Origin of the sequence: Novosphingobium sp. AAP1, assembly GCF_001295765.1 — a bacterium.
In the GTDB taxonomy this organism is placed as follows: Bacteria; Pseudomonadota; Alphaproteobacteria; order Sphingomonadales; family Sphingomonadaceae; genus Novosphingobium; species Novosphingobium capsulatum.
In genome coordinates this window covers 604994-630826 of the sequence record NZ_LJHO01000002.1, presented here as the reverse complement: position 1 = coordinate 630826, position 25833 = coordinate 604994, and the positions used below count along the sequence as shown (strand labels likewise).

The window sequence follows — 25833 nt, the reverse complement described above, 5'->3', positions numbered from 1 at the left end:
TGATGCATGAAATTTGCGCGCAAATGCCCCGCTTTTCGCATTTGTTTCGCAGGCCGTGCGTGGCAATAGAAACACATGGGATCGAGGCACGATGAACAGGTTGAAACCGCCCCGGACGGCAACCCCACAGGGGCGGGCGGCATAATGGCCAGCGATCAGATCCGCCTGTCTGGCACGAACCTTGAGCGTGCGGCCGATCACAACCAGCGCGTCACGCTGCATGCCATCCGCGTCAACGGCCCGCTTACCCGCATCGATCTGGCCCGCATCACCGGGCTCACCCCGCCGGCCATAGCCAACATTACCAAGCGTCTGATGGCCGATGGCCTGATCGAGGATGCCGGCCAGCGGCGCGGCGGACGCGGCCAGCCCGCCACGCGCCTGGTGATCAACCGGTCGGCCTGCTATGCCATTGGCGTCAACATCGATCGCGATCACATCACGCTGGTCGTCGTGGATTTTGCCGGCGCGGTTGTCGCCGGCATTACTCAGGACATTGCCTTCCCGATGCCAGCCGATGTCCAGGCGCTCTATCGCGGGTCGATCCGCCGCCTGCTCGACGAGGCCGGGGTCGAGCCGGCGCGGTTGGTTGGGCTGGGTGTGGCAAAGCCCGACGATTTCGGTCTGGTCGATCTGCCGGGCCGGCCTGCCGATTTCGCCTGCTGGGAAACTGCCGATATTGCCGACCTGTTCCGTGGCCCGTTCGAACTGCCGATCTTCGTTGAAAATGATGCTGCCGCGGCCGCGATGGGTGAACAGCAACTGGGCCACGGCCAGACCTGCTCCAGCTTTTTCTACATCCTGGTTTCGTCCGGGCTGGGCGGTGGCCTGGTCGTGGATGGCGCCTATTTTCGCGGCGCCAATGGCCGCAGCGGCGAAATCGGCTTCATGCTGGCGCGGCGGGAAGGACAGGCCCCGCACCCGGTGCAGGATCTCGTCTCGCTTTCGGGCGTGCGCCGTGCCCTTGGTGCGGTCGGCCTGACCGAGGCTGATCTGCGCGGCAACCCGGATGATCCTCGTCTCGCCAGTGCCATGGCTGCCTGGGTGGAAGGCGCCGCCGAAGAGTTGTGCGATCCCCTCATCGCGGTGAACTGCCTGATCAACCCGGCGGCGATTTTCGTCGGCGGCCGGTTGCCGGGGCGCTGGGTCGATGCGCTGGCCGATCGGCTGAATCAGCTGTTGCAGCGGCGTGGCGCGCATGTTCCTGCGCTGTCGCTGGTCCAGCGTGCCTGGCTGGCCGAAGATGCACCGGCGGTGGGCGCGGCGATCCTGCCCTTCAGCCATTTCCTGTTGCCCGCCGCGCGCGTGCTGTGGACGGCAGACGCCCAGGGCTGAGCCGCAGGGCGGCAAGGCTGCTGGCCGGGCGCAGGCCATCCATGGCGGCATCATCCTTGGTGCAAACGGGCGGGCGCGGGTTCAGGCGGCCAACGGGCCGGCCGGTGGGCTGCCGGCGATGCCGGCGATATGCGCAATGAAATCGCGGTGTGGCCGCGCCTCGGCCACGGCACCCGCCACGGTTTCGCGCATACGGCGCAGCGCCTCGCTGATCTCCGCATTGGTAAAGTGATCGGCCATTGGATCGTGCGCCGAGGGCAGCCAATCGAACCCGGCGTACATCGACAGCCAGCTGGGATCGAGGAAGCTTTCCCATTCATAGCGCACCAGCCGCCCCCGCGCGCGGAACAGGCGCAGCTTGTGGGCCAGCATCTCGGGCACGTCGGCCTGGCGCAGGCGGTCCCAGAATGGCTCGCCCACGCGCCGGTTGCCCAGGTAATGCAGGATCAGGAAATCGCGGATGCGGGCATATTCCAGTGTGGTGGCGCGGTTGAATTCGTCGGCCAGCGCCGGATCGAACGTGGCATCGGGAAAGAATTCCGCCAGGCGTTCGATCGCCGTCTGGATCAGGGTGATGCTGGTCGATTCCAACGGCTCCAGGAACCCCGCCGCCAAGCCCATGCCCACGCAGTTGCCCACCCAGAACCGTTGGCGATGCCCAGCGCCAAAGCGGATGAGGTTGGGCTCGGCCAGGGCTTCACCTTCCAGGCGTGACAGCAGCTTGGCCGTCGCCTCGTCATCCGACAGCATCGCGCTGGAATAGACATAGCCATTGCCCACGCGATGCTGCAGCGGGATGCGCCATTGCCAGCCGGCCTCTTGCGCGGTGCTGACGGTATAGGACCAATCGCGCGTCGCATCGGCGGCGCAGGGAATGGCCACCGCGCGGTCGCATGGCAACAGATCGGTCCAGTCGGTCCACCCCACGCCCAGCGCCTTGCCCAGCAGCAGTGAACGAAAGCCCGTGCAGTCGATGAAAAGGTCGCCGGCAACGCTGCCGTGCTCCTTTGTTACCAGATGCGCGATATGGCCGGTCTGCGCATCCAGCGCCACATCGTTGATCACGTCATCGATGTGGCGCACGCCCTGCGCCAACGCGCGATCGCGCAACATCGCGGCAAAGCGGCTGGCGTCGAAGTGTACCGCCCAATCAAACACAGCCAAGTCGTTCACCGGCTTGTCGGGCGGCAGCATGAACGCGCCGCGCTGCGCCAGCGCGCTGCACAGGCTGTAGGCCGCAAGGTCGGTCGGCTCGCCGGCATGCTGCAGCTTGAGCCAGTATTGGTGAAACGGCACCCCGCGTGAGGGCACGCCATAGAGCCCGAACGGATGGAAGAAGCGGCTGCCGGGTTGGGCCCAGTCGCGAAACTCGATGCCCAGTTTCACCGTGCCGCCGGTGGCACGAAGCACGTCGATGTCTTCGACGCCGATCGCACGGAAATAGTCGCGGATGCCCGGCACCGTGGCTTCGCCCACGCCCACCGTGCCGATCGCGCTGGATTCCACCACGGTGATGGCCACGCCTTGCCGTGCCAGCCGGCCCGAAAAATAGCAGGCAGCCATCCAGCCCGCCGTGCCGCCGCCGGCGATCACGATCTGGCGGATGGGCTTGGCGTGCTGGGCGGCTGGCATGTCGGTCATGGCAACACTCGTGTGGTTGAAACGAAAAGACCCGCCGCCCAGGGGAGAAGTTGGACGGCGGGTCAGTCAGGAGGCTCGTTAAAAGATCCTCTTTGGTTCGATAGACTTAGAACTTGGTACGGGCGCCGATCAGGAAGCGGCGTTCGTAGATGTTGTTGAAGGCCTTCTGGTCGGGGAACGCGAGGTAATAGCGCTCATGTTCGCCGGTCAGGTTGGAGCCCTGGGCATAGATCGTCAGACGCTTGTTGATATCATACGAAACCGACGCGTCGACATAGTTGGTCGGGGCCTGCATCAGTGTGAGGCCGTCGATGCCGGCAAAGTTCGTCTGCTCCACGCGGGCCGAGCGATAGTTCCACGCCACGCGGGCCTGGAGACCATACTTTTCGAACCACAGCGCCGCGTTGACTTGGTGCTTGGAGTTATCCTGGAACGGCAGCTTGGCCCCGTTCAGGTTGGTGCCCCCGGCGTTGGAATCAGACAGCGTGTAGTTGAGATCGACGCCAAAGCCGCTGAGCACGCCCGGCAGGAAATCGAACCCAAGCTTGGCCCCGGCTTCGATGCCCTGCAGATAGCCGCCGCGACCCTGCACCTGCGAGTTGATGAACACGGTGCTGCGCACCACGCCGTCAAGATCGGGCAGGTCCGTCCGCTTGACCGAGTCCGTCTTCACAAAGCTGGCGATATCAATGCGATAAAGGCCAAAGTTGATCAGGCTGGTACGGTTCAGGTAATATTCGAACGACACTTCATAGTTGGTCGACCGCCAGGGATCGAGCATCGGGTTGCCGTTGGAATTGCCGCCCGACACGCGGAAGATCGGTGGGTTGAACGTGGTATCGATCGCGTAGTTGAGATCGAGGCCACCGCCCCACTGCGCCAGATCAAGCAGCGTCATGTTCTTGGAGAACGCGGCGCGCACGCGGAACTTTTCAGTCACGTCGAGCGAGGCGTTGAGCGCCGGCAGCCAGTCGGTGAACGAGCGGTGGGTATAGATATCGCCCACGTCGGCAGCCGGAAGACCATAGGGCTGCCCCGGACCCGAGATGTTCTGGCGCACGTTGAAGGTGGTGTTGATCACGCGCAGGCCGGCGTTGGCACGCAGCGCCATGCCACCGATTTCGGTGTTCCAGTTGAGCTGGCCATAGGCCGACTTCTGGTGGAGCTTGATCGAATACGACCGGCCCGGAATGACGAATTCCTTGTTGCCGGGATAGAAGCTGTTCTGGAACGAGGCGGCATCGTCCATCGCGTGCGGATCGAGCACGTAGAACGCGCCGACGCCCCCGGCCGGCACGGTGTACTGCTTGAGGTACTTGGAGATCGTCGCGTCGTTGCCCAGGCGCGTCAGGCCCGCGGTATAGAAACCGTTGGCATCGCCCGCCGAACAGCTGCTGCTGTTCATCTGAACGTCGAACGCCTTCCACTTGACGTAGCAACCGTTGGGATCGGATGCGCCCTGACCGGCATAGAACGGCGCGGCACGATCGAAGTAATAGGCTTCTGCACCACGCTCGCCATAGCGCGCACCGAAATCGAACGACACATCGGGCGAAAATTCATAGCTGGCGTCAAAGCGCGCCACCTTGAGATCCGAATTCGACCGGTAGTTGTTTTCCGAAGACGTGGTCTTGAAGCCGTAGGCAGCCGGATTCCCCAGGTTGCTGGCCAGCGCGTTCGGCAGGGTGAAATTGGGCATTTCGCCGCGATAGTCGATCGAGGCCGGCAGGGTGTTGTAGGTGTAGCCCAGCGGGTTGAACGTGCGATCGCCGCCCAGCGCGGCCGGATAGTGGCCCACGCCATTGAACCACTGCTTGCCGTTCGACAGGCTCAGCTGGAAATAGCTGTCGTCGAAGTTCTTGTGCGCCTTGCCATAAAGCCCGCGCAGCGTCGCCTTGAACGGCCCGCTGTTATAGCGCAGTTCAAGGTTGAGGTTGATCGAGTCAGACTTGGTTCGGCCGGTTTCGGAATAGCTGTCAAAGTTCTGCAGCGTGTAGTTGTACTGGTCGACGACGTTGAAGTTGTAGCCGTTGATCTTGACACCGGTATCGCGCGAGTGGCCCGGCACGAAATCGGCCGCCTGCCAGTTCACCGCCTGGAACTGGAAACCAGCGGTGCGATCATACTGCGTCTGCTTGGTGTAGAACCCGTCGGCAACCAGGTCGAGCTTGTCGTTAAGGTGCGCCTGGAACGAGCCGTTGAGGCCGAAGCGCTCACGCGTGGTGATGCGGTTCCAGCCGGTGTGGGCCTGGGGCGAGAAATAGGTATCGTTGGCATCGCCATCGCCGTTCACGTCCACGCCGGTGAGCAGGCCGTTGTTGTAGATCGAGGTGCCGCGATTGGGATCGTCAAAGCGGAAGCCGCCGTAGCCGGTGGCATCGCCAATCGATTCATTGGCGAGGCGGCCGCCGTAATCGCGCTGGATGCCCGAATACGAGTTGGACAGATCGACCTTGGCATAGGATGCCGAAACCAGGAAGCCGACGTCATCGTTGCGCCAGGCGAGCAGGCCATTGACCTGCGGGTTCCACTTCTTGGCCTTGTCGCCATAGGAACCTTCGACGGCGGCTGCGCCCGAAAGGCCCGACTTGAAATCGAACGGACGGCGCGTGAGCAGGTCGATCGTGCCGCTGATGCCCGAAGCGAGCAGCGTGCCAGTGGGCGACTTGATGACGTTCGCGCCCGAAAACAGCTGCGACGGGATGTCGGTGAAGTTGGGCTGGACCGACGTGATCGAGTTCGCGCCGAGATAGGCTTCGCCGTTGAGCAGCGTCTGCACCTGGGGCAGGCCGCGCACGTTCACGCTGGCACCTTCGCCGGCGTCGCGGCGGATCTGCACGCCCGGAATGCGCTGAAGCGAGTCGGAAATCGTCACGTCGGGCAGCTTGCCGATATCCTGCGCGGAAATGGCATCGACCACGCTGGCGCTGTTGCGCTTCACGTCGATCGCGCGGGCGACCGAGGCGCGAATGCCAGTAACGATAATCGCCTGTTCGGGCGTTCCGGCAGCGCTGTCAGTGGTAGGATTTTCAGCGGTCTGGGCCGTGGCAAGGACCGGGGTTGCCAGTGCGATGGCCGATACCGCGTAACGCAGCACGCGGGAACGAGACGCAAACGATCGCATCGAAATGTCCTCTCCTGAAGATTGTAGGTCTTGCCTACGATTAAACAATTTTGTTTTATCAAATTGCCCGCGAATGCCCTTTGCGTCAAACGTTTTCTGAACGTTACCAAAACGCCTTTCGGAAAATCCAATTTCGCCAGTTGTTTGAAGGCACATGGCGATGACTTCTCGACAACGCGGTTGCAGCAATGCCGTGGCGGCGAGCAGGGCGGCCAGGCCACGCCGCACACGAAAAACACCCCCGGAATCGCTTCCGGGGGTGAAGGGCCGTTACGCCAGCGTCGCGGAATTCAGATCAGGGCGTCGATGATTCCAGCCAAGGCCACGTCACGCGTCGAAATGCCGCCCGCGTCGTGCGTGGTCAGCCAGATGTCCACCCGGTTGTAGACGTTGCTCCATTCCGGGTGATGGTCCATCCGCTCGGCGGCAAAGCCGACTTGCACCATGAATGCCATAGCCGCAGGAAAATCGGGCATGACGACCCGGCGGTACAGTGCGGCGCGCGCCCGGTCATGCTGCCAGTGCGGCAACAGCGCCAGGGCTTGTACCAGTTCGGCTTCTCCAAGGGCGGCGATGGATTTGGTTTCGGGCATGGCGTTCCTTCAGGCAGCGGGCATGCGACGGGCATAGGCCTGCGTGCCATGGTGCAATACCCGATCCTGCGGGATCACCGCGTCGGGGGCAAGCGTGGGCAGGTCAGCCACGGCGGCATAGAGCGGGGCGAAATCGGTATTGCGGGTCTGGTCAAGCAGGTCGGCAAAGCTGTCGATTACGAAATAGCTCTGCTGATAGGTGTCGATGCGATAGTCCGTGCGCAGCAGCCGCGACAGGTCAAAACCCAGTCGGTTGGGCGAGGGGTCATCCAGCGCGAACACGCTTTCCCCGTGCGAGGACACGATCCCCGCGCCATAGATGCGAAGCCCGTGCGGCGTGCGCAACAGCCCGAATTCCACGGTATACCAATAGAGCCGCGCCAGGTTGACGAGGGCGTCCATGCCCTGCGCCCGCAGCCCGCCTTGGCCATAGGCCTGCATGTAATCGGCAAAGACCGGATCAGCGAGCAGCGGCACATGGCCAAAGACATCGTGGAATACGTCGGGTTCGGACAGGTAGTCCAGCTGATCGGGCCGGCGGATGAAGCGCCCGGCCACGAAGCGGCGGTTGGCGAGGTGATCGAAGAACACCGCATCGGGAACCAGCCCCGGCACGGCCACCACTTCCCAGCCCGTGGCCTGATAGAGTCGCTCTGACAGTTCGGCAAAATCGGGAATGCCGGGGCGTGACAGGCGCAGGATGTCCAGCCCGGCCAGGAATTCCGGCGCCGCGCGATCGTGCAGCATTTCCACCTGGCGGCGGAACAGGGTGTCCCACGTGGCATGGTCGGCCGGCGTGTAGCTGGCCCAGTCCTGCGGCACTGTCCAATCGGCGGCAGCACCAGGGGGCGGCGTGAGGGGAAGATCGCTGGCCATCTGCGCAGTGTGTCGCAGGCGATCTGGAAAGTCGTTTCACAATGTGTGGTCGATCGCCCGAGGGTGAATGATCTGTATCGTTTTGTGCAATGATGCTGGTATGAATGCTTCACAATTTTTTTGGCAATGCACAAATTTCTTTTTGATTCGCTGCTTCCCTCTGTCGTTCGCAACCCCATGAGAGACGCCATGACCGCCCCGCTTGCCCTTGACGCTCTTGATCGCCGCCTGCTTCAGGCCGTGCAGCGCGAGGCCGATCTCAGCCACGCCGCCCTGGCCGAGGCGGTGGGAACCTCGCCCGCATCGTGCTGGCGCCGGCTCAAGGCGCTGGAAGAGGCCGGGGTGCTGGGGCCGGCGGTGCGCCTGCTCGATCCTGCTGCGCTGGGCCTGGCGCTCGATGCCGTCTGCCAGGTGCGGATGAAGGCCCACGATGCACAGGCCCGTGGCAGTTTCGAGCAATTCGTGCTGGATCGCGATGAAGTGCTCGAATGCCTGTCGATGTCGGGCGAATGGGACTATCAGTTGCGCATCGTGGTGCGCGATATGGCGCAATACGAGCATTTCCTGATGCACGCCCTGCTGCGCCACCCGGCGGTGGCCACGTCCGCCTCGCACTTTGCGCTCAAGCGGATCAAGGCCACCACGCAATTGCCGGTCTAGGGTGTGTGGGGATTCAGGCCAGGGTGGCGCGAGAATGGCTGATTTTCGCGACCCGGAGCGCAGCGTACTTTTGGTACGTGAGCACCGGAAGCGCGAAAAGCGGCCGTTCGCAGCCCGCCATGGGCTGAATCCCCACACATCCTAGCCGCCGTAGGTGCCGATCACGCCATAGAGTTCTGGCCGGCGATCGCGGAACAGGCCCCAGCCGGCACGCTGCGGGGCAATTTCGTCCAGGTCGAAGCTGGCGGTGATCACCGCCTCACCCTGGCGCGGGGCCTGGGCTACCACGGCGCCGAACTGGTCGGCGATGAAGGACGAGCCGTAGAAGGTGATGTCACCGTCCTGGTTCGTTTCAAAGCCAACCCGGTTTGACGCGATGACGGGCACCATGTTGGCGCCGGCATGCCCCTGCATCACGCGCTGCCAGTGTGGCTGGCTGTCATAGCCGGGAAAGGCCGGCTCGCTGCCGATCGCTGTTGGGTAAAGGATCAGTTCGGCGCCCTGCAAGGCCAGGGCGCGCGCGCATTCGGGAAACCACTGGTCCCAGCAGATGCCAGCGCCGATGCGGCCGAAGGCGGTGTCCCACACCTGGAACCCGGTATCGCCCGGGGCAAAGAAGTACTTTTCGCGATAGCCTGGCCCTTGGGGAATGTGGCTCTTGCGATAAAGCCCCAGCTCGGTGCCATCGGCATCGATCATCGCCAGGGCGTTGAAGTGCGCTGCACCCACGCTTTCGAAAAAGCTGATCGGCAGCACCACGCCCAGCTCGGCCGCCAGATCGGCAAAGCGGGCGATCACCGGGTTGCCGGCCCAGGGGCGGGCCAGCGCGAAGTGATCGGGTCGTTCGTCGGCGCAGAAGTAGGGCGCTTCGAACAGTTCCTGCAGCAGGACGACCTGGGCGCCCTGCGCAGCTGCCTCGCGCACCAGCATTTCGGCGCGATCGAGATTGGCGGCAAGATCCCACGTGCAGGCAAACTGGGTGGCGGCAACGGTCACTGGGCGCATGGCTGGGCTCCATCGGGCAGGAAATGCGGTGCGGGCTGGTGCTGGGTGATGCAGTGGATCGAGCCGCCGCCATAGGGCAGGGCCGGCAACACCAGCTGAACCACGGCACGATCGGGAAACGCGGCGGCCACGGCAGCGCGCGCCGCGTCGTCTTGCGGCACGCCATGGCCGGGCATGATCACCGCGCCATTGGCAATGTAGAAGTTGACATAGGAGGGCTGGTGCCGGGCATCGCGCGGATCGATCGTGGGCGCGGCGGGAAGATCGATGATCGCAAAGGGCCGACCCCGCGCGTCGCGCTGCGCCAGCAGAGCGGCGCGGTTGGCCGCCAGCGTCTCGGCGCGCGCACCGCTGGCCGTCGCCGGGTCTTCCATCATCACCACCCCGGGCCGCACGACGGCCGCCAGGCAATCGACATGGCCATCGGTTTCCACTTCGGCTGCGTCCCCCGGCAACCACACGATCTTTTCCGCACCCAGCGCGGCGAGCAGCTCCGCCTCGACCTGGGCACGGGTGAGCCCCAGGTTGCGGTTGGCGTGCAGCAGGCAGCTTTCGGTGGTGATCACCGTGCCTTCGCCGTCAGACAGGATCGCGCCCCCTTCGGCAGTCAAGGGACAGGTTACCAGCGGCAGGCCAAGTTGCTCGGCCATCCGGCGCTTGAGCGCGGCATCGGCGGCATAGGGGTGGTATTTGCGCCCCCAGGCGTTGAACGCCCAGTTGACCACGGCGAGGCCGCCCTTGCTGCCGCGCACGAACGTCGGCCCGGAATCGCGCATCCAGCTGTCATCGATCGGCGCGATGAATGGCGTTACGGCGTCGCCGCACTGTTCGCGCACGGCCGTAACGTCCTGCTCGCGGCATACCATGTGCACCGGTTCGAAGCGGGCGATGGCACGCGCCACCGTGGCAAAATCGGTCTGGGCGGCGGCGAGGCGATCGCCCCACAACGCGGTCCTTACCGGCCAGGCCATCCAGCACGCGCTATGCCGCTCGGTTTCCGCTGGCATGAGGAATTTTTGCGAAAGATAGGGCGACAGGTCCAGCCGCATGGGATTTGCCTTTTGCCAATGATGCATGCCCCTGCCTTAATCGGGGGGCGTGGCTGATCATGGCTTGTGGTTCCCGGCTTGCCAAACGCGACCTTTTCACGCTTTTGATGAAAAGCGTTCACCTGACCTCACGCGCCGAGCCATTCACGCAGCAAAGCGGGCGATCGCGGCCAGTTCGGCATCGTCCAGCCCGCGCTGGTGCAACTCGCCGATCAGCGTGCCATCGGGCAGCCGGCCGGCGCGGGTGGCGCAGGCAAAGCGGCGCACGGCCTCCAGGCGTGGATCGGCCAGCGGCATCGGGGCATTGTCGCCGAACAGGCGGGTCATCCAGCGTTGCAGGCGGGTTTTGGCGTGATCGGGCATGGCCGGGGCGCGGCAACCGATCGTGTCGGCATCGTGCGCGCCAACGTGGGCGGCCAGCCAATCCTGGCGAGAAAGTGCGGGGGTGACGGCGGCGGGAACCATGGCAAGACCTCTTGCAAAACGGGGATGGGGAAGGGCAGCCGCTCAGGCAGCCAGGACAGTGGCTACCGCGGCACCCTGCGTCAGCGTCTTGTGCACTGGGCAGCGGTTGGCGATGCCGAGCAACTCGTCACGAACCGCTGGTTCAAGCGCGGGGTCGAGCGTGATGGCGCGGGAAAACTGGTCGGGCGGGGTCTGCCCGGCAACGCGGGCATGGGTGACCACGGTGTGGACGGCGCCAATGTCCCAGCCCTTGCGCCCGGCATAAAAGCGCAGGGTCATCGTGGTGCAGGTGGCCAGCGCGGCGCACAGCAGGTCATAGGGTGTCGGGCCAGTGCCCAATCCACCCAGCGCTACCGGTTCATCGGCCAGGATATCCTCCTGCCCTTCGCGCCCGCCGATCGCCAGGCGAGACTGGAACGTGCCCGCGCCGGTGCTGGTGGCGCTGGCATGGGGCACATGGGCGGGGGTGTTGGCTTGGGTCATGGCCGTGAACCTTTCGATCGGCGCGCCAGATACGTTGGGGCGGGTAAGCTGGGGCGGCCGCCGCGCCTTGCGACCGCCCCGTTGGTCAATTGCCGGCGTCAGGCCATCACAGCGTGTCGACCAGCACGATTTCGCTGTCTTCCAGCGCCGAGATGGTGATCGTGTCGACATCGGCAATGGCCAGGCCATCGCGCGCGTCGGCCGTCACGCCGTTCACCGTGATCTTGCCGGTGGCCGGCACCAGATAGCCCTTGCGCTCTGCGCCCAGGACATAGTCCACGCTCTGCCCGGCCAGCAGCGTTGCGGCCACCAGGCGCGCTTCGGTACGGATCGGCAGCGCGTCCTTGTCTTCGGCATAGCCGCTGGCGAGGACCACCAGCTCACCCGAGCGTTCGGCCTTGGGAAACTGGCGCGCACCCCAGCTCGGCTGCTCACCCTGGCGGGTGGGCATGATCCAGATCTGGAAGATGCGGGTGGTTTCGTCTTCCAGGTTGTATTCGGCATGGGTGATCCCGGTGCCTGCGCTCATCACCTGCACGTCACCGGCGGCGGTGCGGCCCTGGTTGCCCAGGTTGTCGCGATGGGTGATCGCGCCTTCGCGCACATAGGTGATGATTTCCATGTCGCGGTGGGGATGGGGCGGAAAGCCGCTCTTGGCCGCGATGGTGTCATCGTTCCACACGCGCAGGTTGCCCCACGCCATCCGCGTCGGTTCATAGTAATCGGCGAATGAGAAGTGGTGGGCAGCATCGAGCCAGCCGTGGTTGGCGCGGCCGATGCCGGAAAAGGGGCGCAGTTCGATCATGGCTTGTCTCCAGTGGCTGGCGGCGTTCGGTGCCGTTCAGCTGTTGGGGCCAATCTAGGCATTCTCACTTGCAAAGAAATGGCAATGATGGAAAAGCATCAGTGAAGGAAATTGCATAATGTCTTTGCCTGATCTCGAAGCCTGGGCGATCTTTGCCAAAGTGGTCGATACTGGTTCGTTCGCGGCAGCCGCCGATGCCCTGGGCTTGTCCAAGCCCACGGTGTCCAAGGCGGTGACCCGGCTGGAAGCGCGGCTGGGCGTGCCGCTGCTCCACCGCACCAGCCGCCGCCTGGCGCTGACCGAAAGCGGGCGCGGCGTGCTCGATCGGGCGCGGCGCATCCTGGCCGATGGCGAAGCGGCCGAGGCGCAAGCAGGTGCGGAAGGCGATGTGCCGCGCGGTCTGGTGCGCCTGGCCGTGCCCATGGGCTTTGGCCTGCGCCATGTCGCGCCGCTCCTGCCGCAATTCCTGGAGGCTTACCCGCACGTGGGCCTCGATCTCGATCTGTCGGACGCGCGGGTCGATGTCGTGGGCGGCGGGCACGACGTGGTGCTGCGCATTGCCGGGCTGGATGATAGCTCGCTACGGGCGCGGCGGCTGTGTGCGGTGCGCCGGCCGCTGGTCGCGGCGCCCTCCTATCTTGCGGCGCATGGCACGCCCACCCATCCGCGCGATCTGTCGCGGCATGTCGGGCTGCTCTACACCAATCTCGATGCGCCGGAATCCTGGCGCTTCCACCACGCGGTGGAAGGGGATTATGTCGTGACGGTCAAGGGCCGGCTTGGCGCCAACAATGCCGATGCGCTGGCTCCGGCGCTGCTGGCAGGCCAAGGGCTGGCGCTGCAACCCGATTTCATGGTGTGGGAAGACATGGCCGCCGGCCGCCTGGTCGAGGTAATGCCCGAATGGCGCATCCCCGATATCGCGCTGCATCTCGTAACGCCGCCGGGCAGCCAGCGCCCGGCACGGGTGCGGGTGCTGATCGATTTTCTCGCCCGCCACCTGTCTCGCGCGCCATGGTCGGTCGATCAGGTAGCAACGGCGCCCGTGCCGCCCGCCCAGTGAAGAATCGCGGCGGTCAGCGCTTCTGCCGCCAGGTTGTGGCCACCGGGCGCGATTACGGCAAATTCGATTGCCGGTAGCTCGGGCAAGGTGCCGGGCGGGCGAAGCGGCGCCAGCCCTTGCGGCACCAGGCGCAACGAGTGCGGCATCACGCCAAGCCCGGCCCGCGCCGCCGCGGTCAGCCCGCTCAATGAGCCGCTGGTGAATGCGACGCGCCAGGGTGCGCGCACGCGATCCAGCGTATCGAGCGCCAGCGCGCGGGTCACGCTGGGCGGCGGATAGAGCAGCAGCGGCACGGCATCGCCCGGATCGAGCCGGAAGTCGGGCGAGGCGACCCAGCCGACCGTCTCGCGCCAGGCGGTCACCCCGCGCCGCTCGCCGGAGCGCTTCTTCACGAACATGATGTCCAGCCCGCCCGCGTCGAACTGGTCATAGAGCGTTTCGCTCAGCGCCACGGTCAATGCCACGTCGACATCGGGATGGCGCCGCGAAAACTGCGCCAAGACATCGGGCAGGGCCGACAGCACGAAATCTTCGCACGCACCAAAGCGCAATTGGCCGCGAAGGCGCAGGCCGGACAGGTGGGCATCCATCCGGCCGTGGGCGTCGAGCACGCGGCGGGCATGGTCGAGAAACGCTTCCCCTTCGGCCGATAGCGCCACGCGGTGGGTGTCTCGCGCCAAAAGACGCCGCCCGGCCAGCTCCTCCAGCCGGCGGATCTGCTGGCTCACCGTGGATTGCCGCGTGCCCAGCGTCCGGGCTGCACCGGTAAAGCTGCCGCATTCGGCGACGGTGACAAACGCACGCAGCAGGTCAGGTCCGATCATCGGGCCATCATGCCACAGTATCGCCTGCTATCAAGATGATGAATGACTGTTATCGCGATGATCATGATTGTGCATGGCCACGCAGAGCCCTAGGTGCAGGCTGACATTTTTGGCAAGGACACGCCGCCGATGGGCAAGCTGCGCACTCTGATCGATCCCTATCTGCTGCTGCTGATCGGCACGATCGCGATTGCAGCGGTGTTTCCGGCGCATGGCGCCGGGGTCGCCGTGGCCGATGTGGCGGTCACCGCTGCGGTGGCGCTGCTGTTCTTTCTCTATGGCGCGCGGCTGGCGCCCCAGGCGGTGTGGCAGGGCATGGCCCATTGGCGGCTGCAGGCGCTGGTCTTCGCCAGCACCTTCGCGCTGTTTCCGCTGATCGGGCTTGGCGTCGTCCACCTCATCGGCGGGCTGGTCGCGCCCGATATTGCCGTGGGCCTGCTGTTCCTGTGCGTGCTGCCGTCGACCGTGCAATCGTCGATCGCCTTCACCTCGATCGCGCGGGGCAATGTGCCGGCGGCGCTGTGCAGTGCGTCGCTGTCCAACCTCGTCGGCGTGGCGCTCACCCCGGTGCTCACCGCGCTGCTGCTGCCCACCTCGGCCAGCGGCGGCTTTTCCGCCCATTCGCTGGAAACCATCGCCATGCAGATCCTGCTGCCCTTCGTGGCCGGGCAGGTGGCGCGGCCGTTCATCGGCGATTGGCTGGCCAGCCACAAGAGGATCGTCAGCTATGTCGATCGCGGGTCGATCCTGCTGGTGGTCTATGCCGCGTTCAGCGCAGGCATGGTGGCGGGTGTGTGGACCCGTCTGGCTCCGGTCGACCTGCTGATCGTGCTGGTGCTCGATCTGCTGATCCTGGCACTGGTCATTGTCGCCACCACGCTTGCCAGCCGCAAGCTGGGCTTCAACACCGAAGACGAGATTACCATCGTGTTCTGCGGATCGAAGAAGAGCATGGCGAGCGGCATCCCCATGGCGACGATCCTGTTCGCCGGCCACGCCGTCAGCCTCATTGTCCTGCCGCTGATGCTATTCCACCAGGCGCAGCTGTTCGTCTGCGCCACGCTGGCGCGGCGCTATGCCGCCCGGCCGGAAAGCTGATCATTGGCGGTCTGATCCAGCGGATCGAGCACCAGCAACAGCCGCCGCTGCCCCGTGCCGGCGATCGGCGGAGAGCGGTGAAGCACGGCCGGCTCTGCCACCGCCAGCCGCCCCTTGAACAGGCCAACGTGGCCCGGCTGCAACTGCTGCACCGGGCCGTGGGGCGGCGCATCGGCCATGATCCACTGCGTGCCTGGCCCGACCAGCGGCAGCAGCAGCCGCACGCTGACATAGTCCATGTGGAAGCGGCGGCAGGCATCGGTTTCCACCACATCGAGGCGCAGGCGCAGGCGCGGGCTGTGCGTTATCGCGGCAAAACCGCGCATCTGCCGCACGATGTCGGCGGTCAGCGCGGCCGTGGCCGGTTGCGCCGGAAATCCTGCGGCATGCAGCTGCTTGTCCACCGCATCTGCCCGAAACGGTGCATCGATCCAGCAGTCGATATCGGCAATCGCCGCAAGGTCGATCCCGTCTAGCCAGGCCAGCGCTGCCGGGCGGGGCCGCTGCCACAGGGCGAGCTGCACCGCGGGCTGGTGAATCTGTGCCAGCACCGCTTCGCATGGAGCGCAGGCGATGGCGGGATGGCGGGGCAGGGAGGTGGTCATGGCATCTCGTTAAATGTAATGTGATACCATTACATTGACGCCAAAGCGTGCCACGGTCAAGCCAGGCGGTCTTTACGGAATCCTTATGCCCTGCACGCACCGCGCCGTGGAACCTTAACGGCCACAAGGCCCACATCGACGCCATCTCACAGCCAAGGAGCTGATCATGGACTATCGATCTGTGGGGCCGCGCGGACGCGATATGGGGTTGCGCCTCGCAGGGCTGGCCGCGTTGGCCGCCGTCCCCTTGCTTGCCCGGGGCCTGGCCCAGGTTGAACACGCGGAAAACGGCCATCCCGGCCCGCTGGCGCTGCTCGTCGCGCTGCTGATCGTGGCCGCGCTCTGGACCGGGCTTGGCCTGGGCATCGGTGGCTCTGGCCTATTCCGGTTGCAGCCGCGCCCGCCGCGTGCCTGGCTGCCCGTGTCGCGAAAGGATCGCGCATAATGACTGATCTTGTCTGGCTGGCCATTCTTGCCGGCCTGTTCGGTATCACGCTCGCCGCCGTTGCCCTGTGCGACAAGGCCTGAAGCTTTGGCTCCGACACCACGGGGCCTGAGGAACACTCCGATGACCATTCCCGAAATGCTCGCTGCGCTCGTCGCGGCTGGCCTGCTTGTCTATCTCGTGGCCGTGCTTCTGCGGCCCGAACGCTTCTGATGGGGGCCGTGCAATGACATCTGCCACCCTTGCGTCGGGCTTTGGCCTGATCCTGGTATTCACCGCGCTGGTCGCCCTGATGGCCAAGCCATTCGGCCTCTGGCTGTTTGCCGTCTATGAAGGCCGCACCACGCCGCTGCACCGCGTGCTCGGCCCGGTCGAGCGCGCCTTCTACCGTGTCGCCGGCATCAACCCGAACCAGGAGCAGGACTGGCGGCAATATGCCGTGCACCTGATGCTGTTCCAGGTCGTCACGGTGATCTTTACCTACGCCGTGCTGCGGCTTCAAGGCAGCTTGCCGATGAACCCGCGCGGCCTTGCCGGCCTGTCGCCCGACGGGGCGATGAACACTGCGATTGCCTTCGTCACCAACACCAACTGGCAGTGGTATGCCGGTGAAACGGTGCTGTCGAACCTGTCGCAGATGCTTGGCCTCACCATTCACAACTTCCTCTCGGCAGCCACCGGCATTGCCGTGGCCTTTGCCCTGTTCCGTGGCTTTGCCCGCGCCGAAACGCGCCACTTGGGCAACTTCTGGGCCGATCTCACCCGCGTGACGCTCTATGTCCTGCTGCCGGCGTGCATTGTCTATGCGCTCTATCTGGTGGCCAGCGGCGTGCCGCAGACCTTTGCCAGCTTGATCGATGCCAAGACGCTGGAAGGCGCACACCAGGCCATCGTGGTCGGCCCGGTCGCCTCGCAGGAAGCGATCAAGATGCTCGGCACCAACGGTGGCGGCTTCTACAATGCCAACTCGGCCCATCCCTTCGAAAATCCCACCGCGCTGGTCGATTTCGTCCAGATGCTGTCGATCTTCGCGCTGGGCGCCGGGCTGACCTATACGTTCGGCAAGGCCGTGGGCAACACGCGCCAGGGCTGGGCGATCCTGTGGGCCATGCTGCTGCTGTTTGTGGCTGGTGCCTCGTTCGCGTGGTGGCGCGAAGCCGCCGGCAACCCGATGCTGCATCACCTGGGCGTGATGGGCGCCAACATGGAAGGCAAGGAAGTGCGCTTTGGCGCGGCGGCCAGCGCGCTGTTCGCGGCTGTGACCACGGCGGCTTCGTGCGGGGCGGTCAACGCCATGCATGACAGTTTCACCGCGCTCGGTGGCCTGGTGCCGCTGTTCAACATGCAACTGGGTGAAATCGTCATCGGTGGCGTGGGCTCGGGCATCTATGGCTTCCTGCTGTTTGCCGTACTCGCGGTGTTCCTCGCCGGGCTCATGGTCGGCCGCACCCCGGAATACGTGGGCAAGAAGGTGGAAGCGCGCGAGGTGAAGCTGGCGGTGCTCGCCATTGTCATCCTGCCGCTGTGCATTCTGGGACTTACTGCGGTGGCCGTGGTGCTGCCGGCGGGCCTTGCCGGGCCGCTGGCCAAGGGGCCGCATGGCTTTTCCGAAATCCTTTATGCCTTCACCTCGGCCACGGCCAACAATGGTTCGGCCTTTGCCGGGCTCACTGCGGGCACCCCGTTCTACAACGGCCTGCTGGGCGTGGCGATGTGGCTTGGCCGCTTCCTGATCGTGATCCCCGTGCTGGCGATTGCCGGCAGCCTTGCCAGCCGCAAGCACACGCCGGCCGGGCCGGGTTCGTTCCCGACCACGGGTGGCCTGTGGATCGGCCTGCTGGTCGCCACGATCCTGATCGTCGGTGGCCTTACCTTCCTGCCTTCGCTCGCGCTTGGCCCGGTGGCCGATCATCTCACCGGCGCTGCCGGCCTGCTTTACTGAGGATACCTGCCGTGTCCCAACCTACCTCGATGTTTTCGGCCGAACTGGTCGTACCGGCGCTGGGTGGCGCGCTGCGCAAGCTGCATCCCGCCCAGCTGGTGCGCAACCCCGTGCTGTTCACCACCGCCGTCGTCGCGCTGCTGCTTACCGTGCTGCTGTTCGTGGGCCACACCGGCCTGTCGCTGGGCTTTCAGATCCAGCTGATCGTCTGGCTGTGGCTGACGGTGCTGTTCGGCACCTTTGCCGAAAGCCTGGCCGAAGGGCGCGGCCGCGCCCAGGCCGCCTCGCTGCGCGCCACGCGGTCAGACCTGGTGGCCCGTCTGCCCGATGGCAGCAAGGTTTCGGCCGCCACCCTCCAAAAGGGCGCGGTCGTCATGGTCGCCGCTGGCGAGTTGATCCCCGCCGATGGTGAAGTGATCGCCGGCGTGGCCTCGGTCAACGAAGCGGCCATCACCGGTGAAAGCGCGCCGGTGATCCGCGAAGCCGGTGGCGACCGTTCGGCCGTCACCGCCGGCACCCGCGTGCTGTCTGACGAGATCACCGTGCGGGTGACGCAGGAAGCCGGGCAGGGCTTTCTCGATCGCATGATCGCCCTGGTCGAAGGCGCCCAGCGCCAGAAGACCCCGAACGAGATCGCGCTCACCATCCTGCTCGTCGGCCTCACGATCATCTTCCTGATCGCGGTCGCCACCATTCCGGCATTTGCCCGCTATGCCGGGGGGCAGATCCCCGTGGCGGTGCTGGCCGCCCTGCTGATCACGCTGATCCCGACGACGATCGCCGCACTGCTTTCGGCCATCGGCATCGCCGGGATGGACCGCCTGGTGCAATTCAACGTGCTCGCCAAGTCTGGCCGCGCGGTGGAAGCGGCCGGCGATATCGACGTCCTGCTGCTCGACAAGACCGGCACGATCACCGTCGGTGACCGCCAGGCCAGCAACTTCCTGCCCCTGGCGGGCACGGCTCCGGCCACCTTGGCGCGCGCCGCGCTCATGGCCAGCCTGGCCGATGAAACGCCCGAAGGCCGCTCGATCCTGCGTCTGGCGCAGGAAGCGCACAGCCTGGACGTGCCCGACGTACCCGCCGGTGCCGAGGTCATTCCGTTCACCGCCCAGACCCGCATCTCCGGCCTTGATAACAACGGCCACGTCGTGACCAAGGGCGCAGTCGATGCGATCCTGCGCAGCGTTCCCGATGCCGCCCGTGGCACGGCGGCTGCCGAGCTGCGCCGCATTGCCGAAGACGTCGCGCGCCAGGGGCAGACCCCCCTGGCGGTTGCTGAAAACGGCACGCTGCTGGGGATCGTCGCGCTCAAGGACGTGATCAAGGCCGGCATCCGCGAACGCTTTGCCGAACTGCGCAAGATGGGCATCCGCACCGTGATGATCACGGGTGACAATCCGCTAACCGCCGCTGCCATTGCCGCTGAATCCGGCGTCGACGATTTCCTGGCCGAGGCAACGCCCGAAGACAAGCTGGCGCTGATCCGGCGCGAGCAGCAGGGCGGCCGCCTGGTGGCGATGTGCGGCGATGGCACCAACGATGCGCCCGCCCTGGCCCAGGCCGACGTGGGCGTGGCGATGAACACCGGCACCCAGGCTGCGCGCGAAGCGGGCAACATGGTCGATCTCGACAGCGATCCGACCAAGCTGATCGAGATCGTCGGGCTGGGCAAGCAGTTGCTGATGACGCGCGGCGCACTCACCACGTTCTCGGTGGCGAATGACGTGGCCAAGTACTTCGCCATTATCCCGGCGATGTTCCTGGTGCTCTATCCGCAGCTCTCGGTGCTCAACGTGATGCACCTTGCCACCCCGCAAAGCGCGATCCTGTCGGCGATCATGTTCAACGCCCTGATCATTCCCGCGCTCGTGCCGCTGGCGCTCAAGGGTGTGCGCTATCGTCCGGTCGGGGCTGGCGCACTGCTTGCTCGCAACCTGGCGGTCTTTGGCGTCGGCGGGCTCATCGCGCCGTTCGTCGGGATCAAGGCGATCGATATGCTCGTCGCCGCTCTGCATCTTGCCTAAGGGATTTCGCTCATGTCGTCTGTAATCAATCGGGAACTCGTCGCTGCGGTGCGTCCCTCGCTGATGATGACCGGGCTGTTTGCTGGCCTGCTTGGCCTGGCATACCCCGCCGCCATCACCGCCGTGGCCCAGGCTGCCTTTCCCTGGGCCGCCAATGGCAGCCTGATCACCGACCACGGCCAGGTCATCGGCTCTGACCTGATCGGCCAGGCCTTTACCAGCGCCCGCTACTTCCACGGTCGCCCCTCGGCGGCGGGCAGCAATGGCTACGATGCCTCGGCATCTGCCGGGTCCAACCTCGCGCCGTTCTCGCAAACCTTGCACGATCGCGTGGCCGGCGCGGTCAAGGATTTTGCCGCCTCTTCACCAGGCTCTCCCGTTCCGCCTGACCTGGTGACCACCTCTGCCTCGGGGCTTGACCCCCATATCAGCCCCGAGGCAGCCTTTTCCCAGGTAAACCGCGTGGCCGCCGCCCGCAGCCTGGCCCCGGAAAAGGTCCATGAACTGGTAGAGGCGCAGGTGGAGCAGCCGCTGCTGGGCCTGCTGGGCGAACCGCGGGTCAATGTTCTGGCGCTCAACAGGGCACTGGACGAAGCCACGTCGGCGCGCGCACAAGGGCATTGATGACGCCGGCACGCCCCGATCCCGAAGCCCTGCTGCGCCTTGCCGAGCAGGAAACCTCAGGCCGCCTCAAGGTTTTCCTTGGGGCGGCTCCTGGCGTTGGCAAGACCTGCGAAATGCTCGACGACGCGCTGGGCCAGGCCCGCGCCGGGGTGGACGTGGTGGTGGGCGTGGTCGAAACCCATGGCCGGGTCGAGACCGAGGCACGGCTGCGCCCGCTCTCGGTGCTGCCGCGCAAAGAGGTAGCGCATCGCGGCCATACCCTGCTGGAAATGGACCTCGACGCCATTCTCGAGCGCAAGCCCGCGCTCGTGCTGGTGGACGAACTCGCCCACGCCAACGCGCCGGGCAGCCGGCACGACAAGCGCTGGCAGGATGTCGAGGAAATCCTCGCCGCCGGGATCGACGTGTGGTCCACGCTCAACATCCAGCACCTCGAAAGCCTCAACGATGTCGTCGCTTCGTTTACCCATGTGCGGGTGCGCGAAACCGTGCCCGATCGCCTGCTCGATCGGGCGGAGATCGAGGTGGTCGATACCCCGCCCGATGAACTGATCGAGCGGTTGCGCGCGGGCAAGGTCTATGTCCCGCACGAGGCGGCGCGCGCGCTGCATCACTTCTTTTCCCGCTCCAATCTTTCGGCCCTGCGCGAACTCGTGCTGCGCCGCGCGGCCCAGGCGGTCGATGCGCAGATGCTCGACGATGTCCGCGCCCAGGCGCTCGCCGGCACCTGGGCCACCGCCGATCGCGTGCTGGTGGCGGTGGGCAGCCATGATGCGGCCAGCGACGTGGTGCGCGCCGGACGGCGCCTGGCCGATGCCCTGCGCGCGCCGTGGACGGCGGTGCACATCGATACGCCGGGCGAACGCAGCGCGCAGGCCAATGCCCGCCTGGCCGAGGCGATGCACCTCGCCACCCAGCTTGGCGGCCAGGTCCTGGCGCTGCCGGCCGCAGGGGTGGTCGATGGCCTGCAACAGGCTGCCGCCGATACCCGCGCCACCCTGCTGGTGGTTGGCGCGCCGCGCCCGCGCCGCTTTGCTTGGCAACGGCGCCTTACCGTCGATACCCTGGCGCGGCGCTTGCCCGATCTTGCCCTGCAGCAGGTGCCGGTCGCGCACGGCGCGCAGGCGCGTATCGCGTTGGACCGCGCGCCGATCGGGGCTTGGGGCTGGGGGCCGTTGGTGCGTGGCCTGGTGCCGGCGCTGGGCGCCACGGCGCTGGTTACGGCACTGGGCCGCCTGCTGTTTGCCGCCGCGCCGATCACCAACGTGGCATTGCTCTATTTCCTGCCAGTGATGCTCGCCGCCACGCGCTATGGCCTGGCCACCGGGGTGATCACCGGTCTGGTCGCCTCGCTCGCCTACAACTTCTTCTTCATCCCGCCGACCGGCACGTTCACGATCGCCGATCCGCAGAACATCATCACCGTGCTGGTGCTGGTGGCAGTGGCGGCGGTCAGCAGCCAGCTTGCCGCGCGACTGCGGCAGCAGGCGTTGCTCGCGGGCGCCAGTGCCCGCACCAGTGCGGCGCTCGCTGGTTTTGCGCGGTTGCTCACCGGGGTGACCACGGCCGAGGAACTGGGCCGCGTGCTCTGTGCCGAAGCATCCCGCCTGCTCGATGCCCATGCCCTGATGCTGTTGCCCGAAGACGGCAAGCTGGCCGTGGCCGCCGCCTTTCCGCCCGAGCACCGGCTGGAAGTGCTCGATTTCGCCGCGGCGCAGTGGGCGTTCGATCGCGCGCAGCCGGCCGGGCGCGGGTCGGGCACGCTCACCGCGTCGGAATGGCTGTTTACCCCGCTTTCGGCCGGCGGCGCGCCGCTCGCGGTGCTCGGCCTGGCACGCGGCGATGCCAGCGCCCCGGTGCGCAGCGATCGCCTCCCGCTCTTGGGCAGCCTGGCAGACCAGGCCGGCCTAGCGCTCGAACGCATCCGGCTTGAGCATGACATGGCCGGCGTGCGCCAACTGGAAGAGCGCGACCGGTTGCGTGCCGCGCTGCTGTCTTCGATCAGCCACGATCTGCGCACCCCGCTCACCGCCGTGGTCGGCACGCTGCGCGAACTCACGCCCGCCAATCCCGAGCAAGTGCCGATCCTTGCCACTGCCCGGGCCGAGGCGGAACGGTTGCAACGCTTCATCGCCAACCTGCTCGACATGGTGCGGATCGAGGCCGGCGCGATTGCCCTGCGGCCCGAGGCGGTGGACCTGGCCGAGGCCGTGGCCAGCGCGGTGCACGATCTGCGCCGCACGCTCGGCACCCGCGCCGTGACGATGGATATCGCTCCCGATCTGCCGCTGGTGATGGTCGATCCGCGCCTGTTTCACCACTGCCTGATCAACCTGATCGAGAACGCGGTGCGCCATGGTGGGGAAGAAGGCGCGATCATTCTGTCGGCCCAGCGCCGTGCCGATGGGCTCGACCTGCTGGTGCTGGACGAAGGCCCTGGCCTGCCGCCGGGCATGTCGCTTCGCATATTCGAAGTTTTCACAAGAGTGGAAGGCTCCGATCGCAAGGGCGGCACCGGCCTGGGCCTGGCCATCGTCAGGGGCTTTGCCCGCGCCATGGGCATCGATGTCAGCGCCGCCAACCGCAGCGATCGCCCCGGCGCCCGCTTCACCCTGCATTTCTCGGAAAGCCAGTTGCGAAAGATCAGCGCCGAATGAGCAGCCTTGCCACCCGCGTCCTGGTGGTGGACGATGAACCCGCCATCCGCCGCCTGCTGCGCGGCAGCCTGGCCCGCGCCGGGCACGAGGTGATCGAGGCCGCCGATGCCCGCGCTGCCCTGGCGGCACTGGCGATCGACAAGCCCGATCTGGTGCTGCTCGATCTGGGCCTGCCTGACCGCGACGGGCTGGAACTTATCCCGCTGGTCAAGGCCACGGGCGCAGCACTGCTGATCGTTTCGGCGCGCGACGCCACCGATGAAAAGGTTGCCGCGCTCGATCTGGGCGCTGATGACTATGTCACCAAGCCGTTCGACACCGACGAAGTCCACGCGCGCATCCGCGTGGCCCTGCGCACGCGGCTCAACCGCGTGGCGGAAGAGCCGGTGGTCCAGGTTGGCGCCGTAACGGTGGATTTGGCGGCCCGCCGCGTGCTGCGCGATGGGGTGGAAGTGCATCTGACGCCCAAGGAATACGGCTTTCTGGCGCAACTGTGTCGCCACCCGGGTCGCGTCGTGTCGCATGCCGCGCTGCTGCGTGCGGTTTGGGGGGCAGGGCATGAACACGATGTGGAATACTTGCGCGTCGCCGTGCGCGGGGTGCGCCGCAAGCTGGAGGACGGCGACGTTGAAGCGAGCATGATCCGCAACGAGCCCGGCGTGGGCTATCGCCTGATTACCGCTTAATCTGCACACTGGTTGCGCAGCGCTGCGTTATCCTGCATTTGCGTGGCGGGAGGTCTTTCGTATGCTCAATTCGCGTGATCTGGCTATACTCGACGTTCTGCAGCGTGACAGCGATACGCCCCTGGCCGATGTTGGCGCCAAGGTGCATCTTTCGCCGTCGGCCTGTTCGCGGCGCATCGCCCACTTGCGCGAGGCAGGCTATATCCGCCGCAACGTGGCGGTGATCGACCGCGCCAAGGTGGGGCTGCCGACCACGGTGTTCGTCACCGTCAGCGTGCGCACGCACAGCGCGGCGTGGACCGAGCAGTTCCGCCAGGCCGTGGCCGGCATCCCCGAAATCATGGAAGTCTATCGCCTGACCGGCAACATCGATTACCTGCTGCGCATCGTGCTGCCCAGCGTCGATGACTATGACCGCGTGTACAAGGCATTGGTATCGCGGATCGAAATGAACGTGGTCTGCGCCTCGATCGTGATGGAGACGGTCAAGTCTGCCGAAAGCCTGCCGCTGCATCATGCCGCCGCATTCTGAACGCGGCGGTTGACCGCGCCTTCGCGGCACTGCACCATCGCGCCTCCCTTGCGTTTTTGCCAAAGGATGCCTGCGCCATGACAGACTTTTCCGCTGCCCTGCCGCTCGATCGTCGGCGCATGTTCCAGATCGCCGCTGCCCTTGGCACCAGCGCCGCGCTGGGGGAGCGGGCCTTGGCCGCGCCGGCGGGCCAGGCCGGCCCGCAACCCAGCGCGGCTTCGGCTGCCAATGGCCTGAAAGTGGCTCCAGGCACGATCCGCCTCAATGGAAACGAATATTGGGAAGGGCCGGTGGACGACGGCACCGACGCTGCCCGCGCCGCCGTTGCCCGCAGCAACTATTACGATCCCGCCGGTGAGCGTGACGCCCTGATCGAGACCGTCGCGACGATGGAGCAGGTGGGCGCCGATCATGTCGTGCCTTGGGCGGGATCGGGCAGCCCGCTCGCCCGCGCCGTCGTCGGCTTTTGCAGCCCAGAGCGCGGGTTGGTAACCGCCGATCCCACGTTCGAGGTGGCCTGGATGGTGGCTGGTTACATTGGCGCGCCGGTGGCCAAGGTGCCGCTGCGGGCCAGCGACCAGGCCCACGATGTGCGTGCCATGCTGGCGGCCAATCCGCGCGCCGGGCTCTATCACATCTGCAACCCCAACAACCCCACCGGATCGCTCACCCCGATGGCCGACATCGTGTGGCTGGCCAATGCCATGCCCAAGGATGCCGTACTGCTGCTGGACGAAGCCTATCTGCACTTTTCCGGCGCGGCATCGGGCATGGATCTGGTGCGCCAGGGCCAGAACGTGGTGATCCTGCGTACTTTTTCCAAGATTTTCGGCATGGCCGGCATGCGCATGGGCCTCTCGATCGCCCGGCCTGACCTTCAGGCCAAGCTGATGCAGTACGATGGCGTAATCCAGACGCTGCAACTGCCGGTGCCGGCGCTCGCCTGCGCCAGCGCCAGCCTGCGCCGAATGGACCAGATCACCGCCCGGCGCGAACAGAACACGCAGACCCGCGAAAAGACCGCCGCTTTCCTCACGCAGCGCGGTTTCCCGGTGCTGCCCAGCGCCGCCAACATGCTGATGGTCGATTGGCGCCGGCCCGCTGCACCGATCAAGGCCGCGTTCGAGGCCAAGGGCATTGCCATCGGTCGCTCCTGGCCGATCTGGCCGACGCGATCGCGCATCACCATCGGCTCGCCCCAGGAAATGGAACGCTTTTGCAATACGGTGGAGCGGGTGCTGGCGTAGGGCCGAAGTTCCGTAGCAGAATAGCGGGACCCCGGATTTGATCCGGG

24 protein-coding genes are annotated in these 25833 nt (G+C 65.9%); 13 read left to right on the top strand and 11 right to left on the bottom strand.

The window, feature by feature from the left end:
• Window positions 1-144: 144 nt before the first annotated feature.
• Window positions 145-1335: an ROK family transcriptional regulator gene (locus IP65_RS06775; RefSeq protein ID WP_107716300.1), complete on the top strand. Its 1191-nt coding sequence runs from the start codon at window positions 145-147 to the stop codon at window positions 1333-1335.
• Window positions 1336-1416: 81 nt separating this feature from the next.
• Here IP65_RS06775 and IP65_RS06770 read toward each other — a convergent pair whose 3' ends face one another.
• The 4 genes from IP65_RS06770 to phhA all read right to left on the bottom strand — a co-directional run bounded on the left by IP65_RS06770 (window position 1417) and on the right by phhA (window position 7569).
• Complete coding sequence (locus tag IP65_RS06770) at window positions 1417-2976, bottom strand: tryptophan halogenase family protein (RefSeq protein ID WP_082349819.1); 1560 nt, start codon at window positions 2974-2976, stop codon at window positions 1417-1419.
• 106 nt (window positions 2977-3082) lie between these two features.
• A complete protein-coding gene (locus IP65_RS06765) occupies window positions 3083-6100 on the bottom strand; it encodes a TonB-dependent receptor (RefSeq protein ID WP_054131162.1) in 3018 nt (1005 codons plus the stop codon).
• 290 nt (window positions 6101-6390) lie between these two features.
• Window positions 6391-6693: a 4a-hydroxytetrahydrobiopterin dehydratase gene (locus tag IP65_RS06760; RefSeq protein WP_022675348.1), complete on the bottom strand. Its 303-nt coding sequence runs from the start codon at window positions 6691-6693 to the stop codon at window positions 6391-6393.
• Between the two features lie 9 nt (window positions 6694-6702).
• A complete protein-coding gene (gene phhA / locus IP65_RS06755) occupies window positions 6703-7569 on the bottom strand; it encodes a phenylalanine 4-monooxygenase (RefSeq protein WP_022675349.1) in 867 nt (288 codons plus the stop codon).
• A 189-nt stretch (window positions 7570-7758) separates the two neighbouring features.
• On the opposite strand from phhA, the gene IP65_RS06750 reads away from it, so the two are divergent.
• Window positions 7759-8229, top strand: a complete 471-nt coding sequence (locus IP65_RS06750; RefSeq protein WP_022675350.1) for an Lrp/AsnC family transcriptional regulator — start codon at window positions 7759-7761, stop codon at window positions 8227-8229.
• A 141-nt stretch (window positions 8230-8370) separates the two neighbouring features.
• Here IP65_RS06750 and aguB read toward each other — a convergent pair whose 3' ends face one another.
• From aguB to IP65_RS06725, 5 genes are all read right to left on the bottom strand, one after another.
• Window positions 8371-9234 (bottom strand): N-carbamoylputrescine amidase, encoded by an 864-nt coding sequence (gene aguB / locus IP65_RS06745; protein ID WP_022675351.1) that lies wholly within the window; start codon window positions 9232-9234, stop codon window positions 8371-8373.
• The gene (locus tag IP65_RS06740) at window positions 9222-10283 is read right to left on the bottom strand and encodes an agmatine/peptidylarginine deiminase (protein ID WP_197279222.1); all 1062 of its coding nucleotides are present in this window, start codon (window positions 10281-10283) and stop codon (window positions 9222-9224) included. The genes aguB and IP65_RS06740 overlap by 13 nt, the downstream gene beginning before the upstream one ends.
• 144 nt (window positions 10284-10427) lie before the next feature.
• The gene (locus IP65_RS06735) at window positions 10428-10748 is read right to left on the bottom strand and encodes a hypothetical protein (protein WP_054131161.1); all 321 of its coding nucleotides are present in this window, start codon (window positions 10746-10748) and stop codon (window positions 10428-10430) included.
• 42 nt (window positions 10749-10790) lie between these two features.
• Window positions 10791-11231: an OsmC family protein gene (locus IP65_RS06730; RefSeq protein ID WP_054131160.1), complete on the bottom strand. Its 441-nt coding sequence runs from the start codon at window positions 11229-11231 to the stop codon at window positions 10791-10793.
• 106 nt (window positions 11232-11337) lie between these two features.
• Window positions 11338-12036 carry a pirin family protein gene (locus tag IP65_RS06725; RefSeq protein WP_022675355.1) on the bottom strand — a complete coding sequence of 233 codons (699 nt, stop codon included), beginning with the start codon at window positions 12034-12036 and terminating at the stop codon, window positions 11338-11340.
• Window positions 12037-12154: 118 nt separating this feature from the next.
• Here IP65_RS06725 and IP65_RS06720 point away from each other — a divergent pair, with 118 nt between their 5' ends.
• Window positions 12155-13099: a LysR family transcriptional regulator gene (locus IP65_RS06720; RefSeq protein ID WP_022675356.1), complete on the top strand. Its 945-nt coding sequence runs from the start codon at window positions 12155-12157 to the stop codon at window positions 13097-13099.
• On the opposite strand, the gene IP65_RS06715 is transcribed toward IP65_RS06720, so the two are convergent.
• Window positions 13063-13923 carry a LysR substrate-binding domain-containing protein gene (locus IP65_RS06715; RefSeq protein ID WP_054131159.1) on the bottom strand — a complete coding sequence of 287 codons (861 nt, stop codon included), beginning with the start codon at window positions 13921-13923 and terminating at the stop codon, window positions 13063-13065. The two genes, IP65_RS06720 and IP65_RS06715, sit on opposite strands and share 37 nt — an antisense overlap.
• Window positions 13924-14052: 129 nt before the next feature.
• Between IP65_RS06715 and IP65_RS06710 the strand changes: the two genes are divergently transcribed.
• Complete coding sequence (locus IP65_RS06710; protein ID WP_054131270.1) at window positions 14053-15021, top strand: bile acid:sodium symporter family protein; 969 nt, start codon at window positions 14053-14055, stop codon at window positions 15019-15021.
• On the opposite strand, the gene IP65_RS06705 is transcribed toward IP65_RS06710, so the two are convergent.
• A complete protein-coding gene (locus IP65_RS06705) occupies window positions 14997-15626 on the bottom strand; it encodes a DUF1826 domain-containing protein (protein WP_022675156.1) in 630 nt (209 codons plus the stop codon). The two genes, IP65_RS06710 and IP65_RS06705, sit on opposite strands and share 25 nt — an antisense overlap.
• 166 nt (window positions 15627-15792) lie before the next feature.
• Here IP65_RS06705 and IP65_RS06700 point away from each other — a divergent pair, with 166 nt between their 5' ends.
• The 9 genes from IP65_RS06700 (at window position 15793) to IP65_RS06660 (ending at window position 25786) form a co-directional block, all read left to right on the top strand.
• Entirely contained in the window at window positions 15793-16071 is a 279-nt protein-coding gene (locus IP65_RS06700) for a hypothetical protein (RefSeq protein ID WP_133726776.1), read from the top strand.
• Between the two features lie 123 nt (window positions 16072-16194).
• On the top strand, window positions 16195-16284 hold the full coding sequence (kdpF, locus tag IP65_RS06695; RefSeq protein ID WP_022675158.1) for a K(+)-transporting ATPase subunit F: 90 nt from the start codon (window positions 16195-16197) through the stop codon (window positions 16282-16284).
• 13 nt (window positions 16285-16297) lie between these two features.
• The gene (gene kdpA, locus IP65_RS06690; protein WP_054131158.1) at window positions 16298-18013 is read left to right on the top strand and encodes a potassium-transporting ATPase subunit KdpA; all 1716 of its coding nucleotides are present in this window, start codon (window positions 16298-16300) and stop codon (window positions 18011-18013) included.
• Window positions 18014-18042: 29 nt separating this feature from the next.
• Entirely contained in the window at window positions 18043-20040 is a 1998-nt protein-coding gene (gene kdpB, locus IP65_RS06685; RefSeq protein WP_054131157.1) for a potassium-transporting ATPase subunit KdpB, read from the top strand.
• Between the two features lie 12 nt (window positions 20041-20052).
• Window positions 20053-20664 (top strand): potassium-transporting ATPase subunit KdpC, encoded by a 612-nt coding sequence (gene kdpC, locus IP65_RS06680; protein WP_022675161.1) that lies wholly within the window; start codon window positions 20053-20055, stop codon window positions 20662-20664.
• On the top strand, window positions 20664-23321 hold the full coding sequence (locus tag IP65_RS06675) for a sensor histidine kinase KdpD (protein WP_054131156.1): 2658 nt from the start codon (window positions 20664-20666) through the stop codon (window positions 23319-23321). The genes kdpC and IP65_RS06675 overlap by 1 nt, the downstream gene beginning before the upstream one ends.
• Complete coding sequence (locus IP65_RS06670; RefSeq protein WP_022677608.1) at window positions 23318-24007, top strand: response regulator; 690 nt, start codon at window positions 23318-23320, stop codon at window positions 24005-24007. The genes IP65_RS06675 and IP65_RS06670 overlap by 4 nt, the downstream gene beginning before the upstream one ends.
• 61 nt (window positions 24008-24068) lie before the next feature.
• The gene (locus tag IP65_RS06665; protein ID WP_022677609.1) at window positions 24069-24539 is read left to right on the top strand and encodes an Lrp/AsnC family transcriptional regulator; all 471 of its coding nucleotides are present in this window, start codon (window positions 24069-24071) and stop codon (window positions 24537-24539) included.
• Window positions 24540-24616: 77 nt separating this feature from the next.
• Entirely contained in the window at window positions 24617-25786 is a 1170-nt protein-coding gene (locus IP65_RS06660) for a pyridoxal phosphate-dependent aminotransferase (RefSeq protein ID WP_022677610.1), read from the top strand.
• The last annotated feature ends 47 nt before the right edge of the window (window positions 25787-25833 follow it).